Below are 12,219 nucleotides of genomic sequence, written 5' to 3'. Positions count from 1 at the left end.
GCGGCGGCGGTTTAGCCGCAAAGGGGTGCGTCAGGCCGCCTTGGCCGCCAGGGCGCCCATCGCGCGCTGCGTGACCTCGGACACCGCGCCGAGCGCCGGGATCGTCACGACCTGGCCCTTGGCCCGGTAGTAGTCGATGATCGGCTCGGTCTCGCGGTGGTAGACCTCAAGGCGCTTGCGGACGGTTTCCTCGCTGTCGTCCTCACGCTGGTACAGCTCACCGCCGCACACGTCGCACACGCCCTCGGCCTCGGGCTTCTTGTACTCCACGTGGAAGGTGTGCGCGCTGTCGTTGCGGCAGGTACGGCGGCCGGCGATGCGCTTGACCACCTCGTCCTCCGGGACCTCCAGGTCCAGCACCGCGTCCAGCGTCAGCTCGTTGGCCCGCAGGAAGGCGTCCAGCGCCTCGGCCTGGGCCAGGTTGCGCGGGAAGCCGTCGAGCAGGAAGCCGCCCGACGCGTCCGGCTGGCCCATCCGGTCCTCGGCCATGCCGACGGTGATTTCGTCCGGGACCAGCTGGCCGGCCCGCATGTACTCCTGCGCCTGCTTGCCGAGCGGCGTGCCCTGGCTGATGTTCGCGCGGAACAGGTCGCCCGTGGAGATGTGCGGGATCGACAGGTTTTTGGCCAGGTACGCGGCCTGCGTACCCTTGCCCGCTCCAGGAGGCCCGACGAGGACGATTCGCATCAGCGGAGGAACCCTTCGTAGTGTCGCTGCTGAAGCTGGCTCTCGATCTGCTTCACGGTCTCCAGGCCGACACCCACGATGATCAGGATGCTCGTGCCGCCGAACGGGAAGTTCTGATTGGCATTGAGCGTCACCAGCGCCACCGTGGGCACCAGGGCGATCAGACCCAGATAGAGCGCACCGGGCCACGTGATGCGGTTCAGCACGTAGCTCAGATACTCAGCAGTGGGACGACCAGCCCGAATACCCGGGATGAACCCACCATACTTCTTCATGTTGTCGGCAACTTCTTCGGGGTTGAAGCTGATGGCGACGTAGAAGAACGCGAAGAAGACGATCAGCAAGAAGTACGCGGTGATGTAGATCGGGTGGTCGCCCTTGACCAGGTTCTGCGAGATCCACTGCGCCCAGCCCGCCTTGGACTGGCTGAACTGAACGATCAGCGCCGGAATGTAGAGCAGGGACGAGGCGAAGATCACGGGGATCACACCCGCCTGGTTCACCTTCATCGGGATGTAGGTCGACGTGCCGCCGTAGCTGCGACGGCCGATCATCCGCTTGGCGTACTGCACCGGGATGCGGCGCTGCGCCTGCTCGACGAAGACCACCAGGCCCACCATGGCCAGACCACAGACGATCACCAGGCCGAACTCCAGCCAGCCGTCCATGATCTTGCCCTGCTGCTTGATGCTCCACATGGCGCTGGGGAAACCGGCGGCGATCGAGACGAACATCAGGATCGACATGCCGTTGCCGATGCCGCGGTCGGTGACCAGCTCACCGAGCCACATGATCAGCGCGGTGCCGGCGGTCATCGTGATGACCATCACGGCGGTGGTGAAGATCGAATCGTCCCGGACGATCTGACCGCCGACCGGGCAGCTCTGGAACAGCGAACCGCTGCGCGCGGTGGCGACCAGGCCGGTGCCCTGGAGGATCGCGAGCGCGACGGTCAGGTAACGGGTGTACTGCGTGATCTTCGCCTGCCCGGTCTGGCCCTCTTTCTTGAGGGCCTCCAGACGCGGAATCACCACGGTCAGCAGCTGCAGGATGATGCTCGCCGTGATGTACGGCATGATCCCGAGCGCGAAGATGGTGATCTGGAGCAGTGCGCCACCACTGAACATGTTGACCAGGCCGAACAGCCCCTGCTGGCCCTTGGCCAAGTCCATGCACGTCTGGACGTTCTTGTAGTCGATGCCCGGGATCGGGACATGTTGCCCGAGCCGGAACAGCACGATGATGCCCAGCGTGAACAGCAGCTTCTTGCGCAGGTCGGGCGTCTTGAACGCCCGGGCGAACGCGGTGAGCACGGTGCCTCCTGCGCCCCCCGCGGTTCGTTGCGCGAGAGGTGACGGTCTTGAGGATCGACGAATACTTATCAGCCAGGACCCGCGCGGAGACGTACCGCGCGGAAGGTAACAACGCACGCCACCTTACCGGCGCCCTGGCCCCCCTAGGAACGACCAACCGGGGATGCCCCGAATCTGGGGCATCCCCGGCCAGTTTCGCACGTTGCTCAGACGAGCTCGGTAACAGTGCCGCCGGCAGCGGCGATCTTCTCCTTGGCGGAGCCGGAGACGGCGTCGACCGTCACCTGGAGCGCCACGGAGACCTCACCGGAGCCCAGCACCTTGACGAGCTGGTTCTTGCGCACCGCACCCTTGGCGACCAGGTCGGCCACCGTGACCTCGCCACCCTGCGGGTAGAGCGCGGCCAGCTTGTCCAGGTTCACGACCTGGTACTCGGTGCGGAAGGGGTTCTTGAAGCCCTTCAGCTTCGGGAGACGCATGTGGAGGGGCATCTGCCCACCCTCGAAGCGCTCCGGAACCTGGTAGCGGGCCTTGGTGCCCTTGGTACCACGACCAGCGGTCTTACCCTTGGACGCCTCACCACGACCCACACGGGTCTTGGCGGTCTTGGCGCCCGGGGCGGGCCGGAGGTTGTGGACCTTCAGCGGGTTGTTCTCCGCCATGTCAGTCGACCTCCTCGACCGTCACGAGGTGCCGCACGGTGGTCGCCATGCCGCGGAACTCGGGGCGGTCCTCCTTGACAACCACGTCGCCGAGCTTCTTCAGCCCGAGCGAACGCAGGGTGTCGCGGTGGTTCTGCTTGCTGCCGATGTACGACTTCGTCTGCGTGATCTTGAGGCGGGCCATGCTCACACACCCACCCCGGCACGCGCCCGCAGCAGAGCGGCGGGAGCGACGTCCTCGAGCGGCAGACCACGACGGGCGGCGATCTCCTCGGGGCGCTGAAGGCCCTGCAGAGCGGCTCGCGTGGCGTGCACGATGTTGATCGGGTTCGACGAGCCGAGCGACTTGCTCAGCACGTCGTGGATGCCCGCGCACTCCAGAACGGCACGCACCGGGCCACCGGCGATCACACCGGTACCGGGGGACGCCGGCTTGAGCAGCACGACACCCGCGGCCTCCTCACCCTGGATCGGGTGCGGAATGGTGCCGGCGATCCGGGGGACCTTGAAGAAGTGCTTCTTGGCCTCCTCCACGCCCTTGGCGATCGCGGCCGGCACCTCCTTGGCCTTGCCGTAACCGACACCCACGGTGCCGTCACCGTCGCCCACCACGACCAGCGCGGTGAAGCTGAAGCGACGACCACCCTTCACAACCTTGGCGACGCGGTTGATCGCGACAACACGCTCGACGTAAGCGGTCTTCTCGGCAGCTGCGCCGCCGTCCCGCCGGTCCTTCCGGTCCCGCCGCTCGCCGCCACCGGCGCCGCCACCGCGGCGCTGGGGTCCAGCCATTGGATTTACCTCTCTCGTTTCCGCTTTGCGTTGGAACCGGGGCTCAGAACTGCAGCCCGGCCTCACGGGCAGCGTCCGCCAAGGCGGCGATGCGCCCGGCGTACCTGTTGCCACCGCGGTCGAATACCACGGCCCCGACACCCGCGGCCTTGGCCCGCTCGGCGACCAGGGCGCCGACCTGCTTGGCCTGGGCGCTCTTGTCACCCTCTCCGCCACGGATGGAGGTGTCCAGGGTCGACGCCGAGGCCAGCGTGTGGCCCGCGATGTCGTCGATGACCTGAGCCACCATGTGACGGTTGGAGCGCGTCACGACGAGGCGGGGGCGCTCCGGCGTACCGGACACCCGCTTGCGGACGCGGATGTGACGGCGCTTGACGGCCGCGGCCTTGCGCGCGTCGCCCTTAGCGATCTTCACACCGTATGCCATGGCTTACTTACCAGCCTTTCCGACCTTGCGGCGGATGACCTCGCCCGCGTACTTGACGCCCTTGGCCTTGTACGGGTCCGGGCGGCGCAGCTTGCGGATGTTCGCGGCGACCTCGCCGACCTTCTGCTTGTCGATACCCTCGACGCTCAGCTTGGTCGGGGATTCCACCTTGAAGGAGATGCCCTCGGGGGCCTCCACCAGGATCGGGTGGCTGTAGCCCAGCGAGAACTCCAGGTTGGAGCCCTTCGCCTGGACGCGGTAACCGACACCGCTGATCTCGAGCGCCTTGCTGTAGCCCTGGGTCACGCCGGTGATCATGTTCGCCACCAGCGTGCGGGACAGGCCGTGGAGGGCCTTGTTCTGACGCTCGTCGTTCGGGCGGGTGACAACGAGAGAGTTGTCCTCACCCTTGGCGACATCGATCGGCGCGGCGACGGTGTGCGAGAGAGAGCCCTTGGGGCCCTTCACGGCGACCGTGCGGCCATCGATGGTGACGTCCACACCAGCGGGAACCTGGATGGGCAGCTTGCCAATGCGCGACATGTGCTTCCTCCGTTCCCTGGTTACCAGACGTAGGCGAGGACTTCCCCACCCACGCCCTTCTTGCCGGCCTGCTTGTCGGTGAGGAGCCCGTGCGACGTGGAGATGATCGCCACGCCCAGGCCGCCGAGCACCTTCGGCAGGTTGGTGGACTTTGCGTAGACCCGCAGGCCCGGCTTCGAAATCCGCTTGATGCCGGCGATCGAGCGCTCGCGGTTCGGACCGAACTTCAGCTCGAGGGTGAGGTTCTTGCCGACCTCGGCGTCCTCGACCTTCCAGCCGGTGATGTAGCCCTCCTGCTGGAGGATCTCCGCGATGTGCGACTTGATCTTGCTGTGCGGCATCACGACGGAGTCGTGGTACGCCGAGTTCGCGTTTCGCAGACGCGTCAGCATGTCTGCGATCGGATCGGTCATGGTCATGATGGCCTTCGGCCTCTCTCGCCGGGGTTTCCTGTATGCGCCATCCCTCTCACCCATCTCACGATGGGCACGGGTGCGGCGCGGGGACCTACGGCGTAGTAAGGATTCTGGGCGGCGAGCGCCCAACCCTTCCACTCTACGGGAGTGAACGGGCGGGGCTCGCCATCCATTGCTTACCGAGAGCCCGGCTATCAGCCTCTAGAGGCTGATTACCAGGAGCTCTTGGTCACGCCCGGCAGCTCGCCACGGTGAGCCATCTCACGAAGGCACACGCGGCACAGGCCGAACTTGCGGTACACGGAGTGCGGACGGCCGCAGCGCTGGCAGCGGGTGTAGCCGCGCACGCCGAACTTCGGCTTGCGGGCGGCCTTCGCGATGAGAGCCTTCTTCGCCACGGCTCACGCCTCCTTGAACGGGAAGCCGAGGTGACGCAGCAGGGCCCGGCCCTCTTCGTCGTTGGTCGCCGTGGTCACCACGGTGATGTCCATACCCCGGACACGGTCGATCTTGTCCTGGTCGATCTCGTGGAACATGACCTGCTCCGTGAGACCGAAGGTGTAGTTGCCCCGGCCGTCGAACTGCTTCGGCGACAGACCGCGGAAGTCGCGGATGCGCGGCAGCGCGAGCGACACCAGGCGGTCCAGGAACTCCCACATGCGGTCACCGCGGAGGGTGACGTGGGCACCGATCGGCTGGCCCTCACGCAGCTTGAACTGCGCGATGGACTTACGGGCCTTGGTGACGGCCGGCTTCTGGCCGGTGATCGTGGTGAGGTCGCGGATGGCGCCCTCGATCAGCTTGGAGTCGCGGGCGGCGTCGCCCACACCCATGTTGACCACGACCTTGGTGAGGCCCGGGATCTGCATGACGTTCCCGTACGAGAACTGCTCCTGCAGCTTGCCCTGGATCTCTTCGCGGTAGCGCGTCTTGAGACGCGGTGCGTTGGTGGTGGCAGTCATCAGATGTCCTCACCGGTCCGCTTGGCAACGCGGATCTTGTTGCCCTCGTCATCGAAGCGGTACCCGACGCGGGTGACGACCTTGTTGCCGTCCTTCTCCACCACGAGCTGGACGTTGCTCACGTGGATCGGGGCCTCGGTCGTCACGATGCCGCCGGTCTTCGACCCACGAGCGGTCTGTCCGGCCTTGGTGTGCTTCTTGACCCGGTTGACACCCTCGACCAGGACCCGGTCCTCGCGGGGGAAGGCCGCGATGACCTTGCCCTGCTTGCCCTTGTCCTTACCGGTGATGACCTGGACCAGGTCGCCCTTCTTGATCTTCATCGGTTACAGCACCTCCGGCGCGAGGGAGATGATCTTCATGAACTTCTTCTCGCGCAGCTCACGGCCCACCGGGCCGAAGATACGGGTGCCGCGGGGGTCGCCATCGTTCTTGAGGATGACGGCCGCGTTCTCGTCGAAGCGGATGTACGAACCGTCCGGGCGGCGGCGCTCCTTCACGGTGCGCACGATGACCGCCTTGACGACGTCACCCTTCTTCACGTTGCCACCGGGGATCGCGTCCTTCACGGTGGCGACGATGACGTCACCAATGCCCGCGTAGCGGCGACCCGAGCCACCGAGAACACGGATGCAAAGGATTTCCTTCGCCCCCGTGTTGTCGGCGACGCGCAGTCGCGACTCCTGCTGGATCACGTCTATCTCCTGATCGTCTGCCGGTTCCCGGCAGGGGCTCGGCACTCACCGTGCGAGCCCCTGCCAAGCCTGGCGGAACTGCCCTGCGGGCTGCTGCCCGCAGGAATTACTTGGCCTTCTCGAGGATCTCGACGACGCGCCAGCGCTTCGTCGCGGACAGCGGCCGGGTCTCCATCAGGAGGACGCGGTCGCCGACACCCGCGGCGTTCTGCTCGTCGTGCGCCTTGAGCTTGTTGGTACGGCGGATGACCTTGCCGTACAGCGCGTGCTTGACGCGGTCCTCGACGGCGACGACGACGGTCTTGTCCATCTTGTCGCTGACGACCAGACCCTCACGGGTCTTGCGGAAGCCGCGGCTCTGCGTTGCGTTCTCAGTCACATTCGTCTCGCTCATCAGGCGCTCTCCACCGTCTCGATGCCGAGCTCGCGCTCCCGCATCAGGGTGTAGATCCGGGCGATGTCCTTGCGGACGGCCTTCAGCCGGCCGTGGTTCTCGAGCTGTCCGGTCGCCGCCTGGAAACGGAGGTTGAACAGCTCTTCCTTGGCCTCACGCAGCTTGCCAACGAGGTCCTCGTTGTTCAGCTCACGCAGCTCGGACGCCTTGGTACCGGCCGCCATCACGACTCACCTGCCTCGCGCCGCACGATCCGGCACTTCATCGGGAGCTTGTGAGCAGCGCGGGTGAGCGCCTCACGCGCAGTCTTCTCGTTCGGGTAGGACAGCTCGAACATCACCCGACCGGGCTTGACGTTCGCGACCCACCACTCCGGCGAGCCCTTACCGGAACCCATGCGGGTCTCGGCGGGCTTCTTCGTCAGCGGACGGTCCGGGTAGATGTTGATCCAGACCTTGCCGCCACGCTTGATGTGGCGGGTCATCGCGATACGAGCGGCCTCGATCTGACGGTTCGTGACGTACGCCGGGGTGACGGCCTGGATGCCGTACTCGCCGAACGCCAGCTCCGTGCCGCCCTTGGCCATGCCGGACCGCTTGGGGTGGTGCTGCTTGCGGTGCTTGACCCTGCGAGGGATCAGCATGTCGGTCAGGCCTCCGTTCCGGTGCTCTCAGCAGCCGGAGCAGCGGCAGCGGCCTCGGCCTTGGGGGCCTCGGCAGCGGCGTTCTGCTGCTGCGGCTTACGGCCACGGCCGCCACGCTCGCCACCACGGCGCTGCGGACGGTCGCTGCCGCGCGACGGGCGGTTGCCGGCGCGGGCGGCGGCGTTCTCGGCGCGGACCTCGGCGATGTTCTTGACGTCGCCCTTGTAGATCCACACCTTGACGCCGATGCGGCCGAAGGTGGTCTTGGCCTCGAAGAAGCCGTAGTCGACGTTCGCGCGGAGCGTGTGCAGGGGCACGCGGCCCTCGCGGTAGAACTCCGAGCGGGACATCTCGGCACCGCCGAGACGGCCACCACACTGGATCTTGATGCCCTTGGCACCGGCCTTCATCGAGCTCTGCATCGACTTGCGCATCGCACGACGGAAGGAGACGCGGGAGGACAACTGCTCGGCGACGGCCTGGGCCACCAGCTGAGCGTCCACCTCGGGGTTCTTGACCTCGAGGATGTTCAGCTGCACCTGCTTGCCGGTGAGCTTCTCCAGCTCGCCGCGGATACGGTCGGCCTCCGCGCCGCGGCGGCCGATGACGATGCCCGGCCGGGCGGTGTGGATGTCGACGCGGACGCGGTCACGGGTGCGCTCGATCTCCACCTTGGAGATACCGGCGCGCTCCATGCCCTTCGTCATCATCCGGCGGATGGCGACGTCTTCCTTGACGTAGTCCTTGTACAGCTTGTCGGCGTACCAACGCGACTTGAAGTCGGTGGTGATGCCGAGCCGGAACCCGTGCGGGTTAACCTTCTGGCCCATTACCGGGTTCCTTCCTTGCTGCTGACGACCACGGTGATGTGGCTGGTCCGCTTGCGGATCCGGTAGGCGCGGCCCTGGGCGCGCGGACGGAAACGCTTCAGGGTCGGGCCCTCGTCGACATAGGCCTCGGAGATGACGAGGCTGTCGGCGTCGGTGTGGTCGTAGTTGTGCGCGGCGTTGGCGATGGCGCTGTCCAGCACCTTGCCGACCGGCACGCTCGCGGCCTGCGGGGCGAAACGCAGGACCGCCTGAGCCTCCGTGGCGTTCATGCCACGGATGAGGTCCACCACGCGGCGGGCCTTCATGGGCGTGACGCGGATGTACCGCGCCTGGGCCCTGGCTTCCATGGTTGTCCCTTCGATGTCTGTCATGAGTCTCTTCCGCCGATCAGCGACGACGCGACTTGCGGTCGTCCTTCTCGTGGCCGCGGAAGGTGCGGGTCGGCGCGAACTCGCCGAGCTTGTGGCCGACCATCGACTCGGTGACGAACACCGGGACGTGCTTGCGGCCGTCGTGCACCGCGATCGTGTGGCCGAGCATGGCCGGGACGATCATCGAGCGGCGGGACCAGGTCTTGATGACGTTCTTGGTGCCGGCTTCGTTCTGCGTGTCCACCTTCTTGCTCAGGTGGTCGTCGACGAAGGGCCCCTTCTTGAGACTACGCGGCATCTAAACCCGCTCCTAGCGCTTCTTGTTCGTCTTGCGGCGGCGGACGATGTACTTGTTGCTGGCCTTCTTCGGCGAGCGCGTACGGCCCTCCTTCTGACCCCACGGCGAGACCGGGTGGCGACCACCGGAGGTCTTGCCCTCACCACCACCGTGCGGGTGGTCGACGGGGTTCATGACCACACCACGAACGGTCGGGCGGACGCCCTTCCAGCGCATGCGGCCGGCCTTGCCCCAGTTGATGTTCGACTGCTCGGCGTTGCCGACCTCGCCGACGGTGGCGCGGCAGCGGACGTCGACCAGGCGGATCTCACCGGACGGCATGCGGAGGTGGGCCATGGAGCCCTCCTTCGCCAGCAGCTGCACGGAGGCACCCGCGGAACGGGCGAACTTCGCGCCGCCACCGGGCCGCAGCTCGATCGCGTGGAGCGTGGTACCGACCGGGATGTTGCGCAGCGACAGGTTGTTGCCCGGCTTGATGTCGGCACCGGGGCCGTTCTCGATCCGGTCGCCCTGCTTCAGGCCACGCGGGGCGAGGATGTAACGCTTCTCGCCGTCCACGTAGTGCAGCAGCGCGATGCGCGCGGTGCGGTTGGGGTCGTACTCGATGTGCGCGACCTTCGCCGGGACGCCGTCCTTGTCGTGACGGCGGAAGTCGATCACGCGGTACGCGCGCTTGTGACCGCCACCCTGGTGGCGGACCGTGACGCGACCGGCGTTGTTACGACCGCCCTTGCTGTGCAGCGGGCGGACCAGCGACTTCTCCGGCGTGGACCGCGTGATCTCGACGAAGTCGGCGACGCTGGAGCCACGACGGCCCGGGGTCGTCGGCTTGTACTTGCGGATACCCATTTCTCAGTCCTCGGAATATTCCGGACTTCTGGACGATTCCGGCCTCCGTCAGGAGGTCGGGCCGCCGAAGATGTCGATACGGTCGCCCTCGGCAAGGGTCACGATGGCGCGCTTGGTGTCCTTGCGCTTGCCGTAACCGGTGCGGGTGCGCTTGCGCTTGCCCTGCCGGTTGATCGTGTTGACCCCGGTGACCTTGACCGAGAAGACCGCCTCGACGGCCTGCTTGATCTGGGTCTTGTTCGCGCGCGGGTCGACGATGAACGTGTACTTGTTCTCGTCCAGCAGCGCGTAGCTCTTCTCCGAGACCACCGGCTTGACGAGAACGTCGCGGGGGTCGGTGAAGGTCTTGCTGGTGACAGCGGTCGCCTCACTCATCAGGCGGCGCTCCCTTCGGTCTTCTCAGCGGCCTTGGGACCAGCCACGAAGGACTCGAAGGCGGCCTTGGTGAAGACCACGTCATCGGAGACGAGCACGTCGTACGTGTTCAGCTGGCCCGGCTCCAGGAGGTGCACCTGGGGCAGGTTGCGGGCGGACAGCCACGCGGCCTCGTCGCTCCGCTCGGCGACCAGCAGCACGTGCTTGCGCTCGCTGATCTTGCCCAGCAGGGCCTTCGCGGCCTTGGTGGAGATGTCGCCCTCGACCACGCCGGTCACGACGTGAACGCGGCTGTGGCGCGCCCGGTCGGAGAGGGCTCCGCGCAGCGCGGCGGCCTTCATCTTCTTCGGGGTGCGCTGGCTGTAGTCGCGCGGCACGGGGCCGTGCACGACGCCACCGCCGGCGAACTGCGGCGCCCGGGTCGAACCCTGACGGGCCCGGCCGGTGCCCTTCTGGCGGTACGGCTTCTTGCCACCGCCGCGGACTTCACCGCGGGTCTTGGTCTTGTGCGTGCCCTGGCGGGCAGCGGCCAGCTGTGCGACGACGACCTGGTGGATCAGCGGAATGCTGACCTGCGCGTCGAAGATCTCCGAGGGGAGTTCGACGGTCCCGGCCTTGTCGCCCGCCGGCGAAAGGATGTCAATGGTGCTCATCGGTTACCTCAGGCCCCCTTGGCCGCGGTACGGACCAGGACGAGGCCGCCGTTCGGACCAGGAACCGCTCCCTTGATCAGGAGCAGACCCTTCTCCGCGTCAACGGCATGGACGGTCAGGTTCTGGGTGGTGACCCGCTCGTTGCCCATGCGGCCCGCCATGCGCAGGCCCTTGAACACGCGGCCCGGGGTGGCGCAGCCACCGATCGAGCCCGGCGAGCGGTGCTTGCGCTGGGTGCCGTGGCCGGCGCCGAGGCCGGCGAAGCCGTGGCGCTTCATGACACCGGCGGTGCCCTTGCCCTTGCTGGTGCCGGTCACGTCGACCTTCACACCGGACTCGAACACCTCGGCGGTGACCTCCTGGCCGAGCGTGTACTCACCGGCGTCGGCGGTACGCAGCTCCACCAGGTGGCGGCGCGGGGTGACGTCCGCCTTGGCGAAGTGGCCCTTGAGGGGCTTGTTCACCTTGCGGGGGTCGATCTCGCCGAAGGCGATCTGGACGGCGTCGTAGCCGTCGGCGTCATCGGTACGGACCTGGGTCACGACACAGGGACCGGCCTTGACGACGGTGACCGGGACGACACGGTTGTTCTCGTCCCAGACCTGCGTCATGCCGAGCTTCTCGCCCAGGACGCCCTTGATCTGCTTAGCCATCTCGCGCGTCACCTCAGAGCTTGATCTCGATGTCGACGCCCGCCGGCAGGTCGAGACGCATGAGCGAGTCGACGGTCTTCGGCGTGGGGTCGAGGATGTCGATGAGGCGCTTGTGCGTACGCATCTCGAAGTGCTCGCGCGAGTCCTTGTACTTGTGCGGCGACTTGATGACGCAGTACACGTTCTTCTCTGTGGGCAGCGGCACCGGGCCCGCGACCGACGCACCAGTGCGGGTCACCGTCTCGACGATCTTCTTCGCCGAGGAGTCGATGACCTCGTGGTCGTAGGCCTTGAGCCGGATGCGGATCTTCTGTCCCGCCATGGCTACTTCGTAGTCCTGTCTCTCGTAACGCTCTGGGACCCGGTGGCGTTCGCGGCCCTTCCCCCACTCCCGACCCACGCGGTCGGGCGTGTCGCGCCCCTTCTCGTAAATCTCCGCAGAAGAGATCCCTGGTGAAGGGGGTTGGTCGGGGGAGAGAGTCACCCACCGGGCGCCTGGCTGGGGCCCCGCTGACACTTCCCGGAAGATTCCCGTACTTCCGTCCCTGATCAGGGACGACGAGTACTGCGGGACTCGCTTCCAGTCCTCCCGGCGGGAGGCGCGCAGCATCGGCACTCAACCGAGCAACCCGGACAGTCTGCCATACGAGGCCCAG

The 12,219-nt window shown here is 66.8% G+C and carries 23 protein-coding genes; all 23 read right to left on the bottom strand.

Annotated features, from left to right (window positions below; all coding sequences use genetic code 11):
* Positions 1–30: 30 nt before the first annotated feature.
* The 23 genes from ASC60_RS29200 to rpsJ all read right to left on the bottom strand — a co-directional run bounded on the left by ASC60_RS29200 (position 31) and on the right by rpsJ (position 11,885).
* Complete coding sequence (locus tag ASC60_RS29200; protein WP_055556108.1) at positions 31–687, bottom strand: adenylate kinase; 657 nt, start codon at positions 685–687, stop codon at positions 31–33.
* Positions 687–2,000, bottom strand: coding sequence for a preprotein translocase subunit SecY (secY, locus tag ASC60_RS29195; RefSeq protein WP_055556105.1), 1,314 nt, complete (start codon positions 1,998–2,000; stop codon positions 687–689). Before secY ends, ASC60_RS29200 begins: the two co-directional genes overlap by 1 nt.
* A gap of 206 nt (positions 2,001–2,206) precedes the next feature.
* Positions 2,207–2,662 carry a 50S ribosomal protein L15 gene (gene rplO, locus ASC60_RS29190; protein ID WP_055556103.1) on the bottom strand — a complete coding sequence of 152 codons (456 nt, stop codon included), beginning with the start codon at positions 2,660–2,662 and terminating at the stop codon, positions 2,207–2,209.
* 1 nt (position 2,663) lies between these two features.
* Entirely contained in the window at positions 2,664–2,846 is a 183-nt protein-coding gene (gene rpmD / locus ASC60_RS29185; protein WP_009715866.1) for a 50S ribosomal protein L30, read from the bottom strand.
* A gap of 2 nt (positions 2,847–2,848) precedes the next feature.
* Positions 2,849–3,454, bottom strand: coding sequence for a 30S ribosomal protein S5 (gene rpsE / locus ASC60_RS29180; protein WP_009715867.1), 606 nt, complete (start codon positions 3,452–3,454; stop codon positions 2,849–2,851).
* A 43-nt stretch (positions 3,455–3,497) separates the two neighbouring features.
* Positions 3,498–3,881 carry a 50S ribosomal protein L18 gene (gene rplR, locus ASC60_RS29175; RefSeq protein WP_055556102.1) on the bottom strand — a complete coding sequence of 128 codons (384 nt, stop codon included), beginning with the start codon at positions 3,879–3,881 and terminating at the stop codon, positions 3,498–3,500.
* A 3-nt stretch (positions 3,882–3,884) separates the two neighbouring features.
* Positions 3,885–4,424 (bottom strand): 50S ribosomal protein L6, encoded by a 540-nt coding sequence (rplF, locus tag ASC60_RS29170; protein ID WP_055556101.1) that lies wholly within the window; start codon positions 4,422–4,424, stop codon positions 3,885–3,887.
* Positions 4,425–4,444: 20 nt separating this feature from the next.
* Positions 4,445–4,843 (bottom strand): 30S ribosomal protein S8, encoded by a 399-nt coding sequence (gene rpsH, locus ASC60_RS29165; RefSeq protein ID WP_055556099.1) that lies wholly within the window; start codon positions 4,841–4,843, stop codon positions 4,445–4,447.
* A gap of 209 nt (positions 4,844–5,052) precedes the next feature.
* Positions 5,053–5,238 (bottom strand): type Z 30S ribosomal protein S14, encoded by a 186-nt coding sequence (locus tag ASC60_RS29160; RefSeq protein ID WP_003948630.1) that lies wholly within the window; start codon positions 5,236–5,238, stop codon positions 5,053–5,055.
* 3 nt (positions 5,239–5,241) lie between these two features.
* Positions 5,242–5,802, bottom strand: coding sequence for a 50S ribosomal protein L5 (rplE, locus tag ASC60_RS29155; protein WP_055556097.1), 561 nt, complete (start codon positions 5,800–5,802; stop codon positions 5,242–5,244).
* On the bottom strand, positions 5,802–6,125 hold the full coding sequence (gene rplX, locus ASC60_RS29150; protein WP_014054173.1) for a 50S ribosomal protein L24: 324 nt from the start codon (positions 6,123–6,125) through the stop codon (positions 5,802–5,804). Before rplX ends, rplE begins: the two co-directional genes overlap by 1 nt.
* A gap of 3 nt (positions 6,126–6,128) precedes the next feature.
* Positions 6,129–6,497, bottom strand: coding sequence for a 50S ribosomal protein L14 (rplN, locus tag ASC60_RS29145; RefSeq protein ID WP_003998823.1), 369 nt, complete (start codon positions 6,495–6,497; stop codon positions 6,129–6,131).
* Positions 6,498–6,603: 106 nt separating this feature from the next.
* A complete protein-coding gene (gene rpsQ / locus ASC60_RS29140; RefSeq protein ID WP_055556095.1) occupies positions 6,604–6,891 on the bottom strand; it encodes a 30S ribosomal protein S17 in 288 nt (95 codons plus the stop codon).
* Positions 6,891–7,115, bottom strand: a complete 225-nt coding sequence (gene rpmC / locus ASC60_RS29135) for a 50S ribosomal protein L29 (RefSeq protein WP_009715874.1) — start codon at positions 7,113–7,115, stop codon at positions 6,891–6,893. The genes rpsQ and rpmC overlap by 1 nt, the downstream gene beginning before the upstream one ends.
* Positions 7,115–7,534, bottom strand: coding sequence for a 50S ribosomal protein L16 (rplP, locus tag ASC60_RS29130; protein WP_009715875.1), 420 nt, complete (start codon positions 7,532–7,534; stop codon positions 7,115–7,117). Before rplP ends, rpmC begins: the two co-directional genes overlap by 1 nt.
* 5 nt (positions 7,535–7,539) lie before the next feature.
* Complete coding sequence (gene rpsC, locus ASC60_RS29125) at positions 7,540–8,364, bottom strand: 30S ribosomal protein S3 (RefSeq protein WP_055556093.1); 825 nt, start codon at positions 8,362–8,364, stop codon at positions 7,540–7,542.
* Positions 8,364–8,711 (bottom strand): 50S ribosomal protein L22, encoded by a 348-nt coding sequence (rplV, locus tag ASC60_RS29120; RefSeq protein WP_044571671.1) that lies wholly within the window; start codon positions 8,709–8,711, stop codon positions 8,364–8,366. Before rplV ends, rpsC begins: the two co-directional genes overlap by 1 nt.
* A 40-nt stretch (positions 8,712–8,751) precedes the next feature.
* Positions 8,752–9,033: a 30S ribosomal protein S19 gene (gene rpsS / locus ASC60_RS29115; protein WP_030016988.1), complete on the bottom strand. Its 282-nt coding sequence runs from the start codon at positions 9,031–9,033 to the stop codon at positions 8,752–8,754.
* Positions 9,034–9,045: 12 nt separating this feature from the next.
* A complete protein-coding gene (gene rplB / locus ASC60_RS29110; protein ID WP_055556091.1) occupies positions 9,046–9,882 on the bottom strand; it encodes a 50S ribosomal protein L2 in 837 nt (278 codons plus the stop codon).
* Between the two features lie 48 nt (positions 9,883–9,930).
* The gene (gene rplW / locus ASC60_RS29105) at positions 9,931–10,257 is read right to left on the bottom strand and encodes a 50S ribosomal protein L23 (protein WP_009715880.1); all 327 of its coding nucleotides are present in this window, start codon (positions 10,255–10,257) and stop codon (positions 9,931–9,933) included.
* The gene (rplD, locus tag ASC60_RS29100; protein ID WP_055556089.1) at positions 10,257–10,910 is read right to left on the bottom strand and encodes a 50S ribosomal protein L4; all 654 of its coding nucleotides are present in this window, start codon (positions 10,908–10,910) and stop codon (positions 10,257–10,259) included. Before rplD ends, rplW begins: the two co-directional genes overlap by 1 nt.
* 8 nt (positions 10,911–10,918) lie before the next feature.
* A complete protein-coding gene (gene rplC, locus ASC60_RS29095) occupies positions 10,919–11,563 on the bottom strand; it encodes a 50S ribosomal protein L3 (RefSeq protein ID WP_055556183.1) in 645 nt (214 codons plus the stop codon).
* A 13-nt stretch (positions 11,564–11,576) separates the two neighbouring features.
* The gene (gene rpsJ / locus ASC60_RS29090) at positions 11,577–11,885 is read right to left on the bottom strand and encodes a 30S ribosomal protein S10 (protein ID WP_003948644.1); all 309 of its coding nucleotides are present in this window, start codon (positions 11,883–11,885) and stop codon (positions 11,577–11,579) included.
* Between the last annotated feature and the right edge of the window lie 334 nt (positions 11,886–12,219).

Source organism: Streptomyces sp. NBRC 110028, assembly GCF_001417735.1.
In the GTDB taxonomy this organism is placed as follows: domain Bacteria; phylum Actinomycetota; class Actinomycetes; order Streptomycetales; family Streptomycetaceae; genus Streptomyces.
Note: the sequence above shows the minus strand (reverse complement) of the source record. Positions and strands in the feature narration are given on the sequence as shown.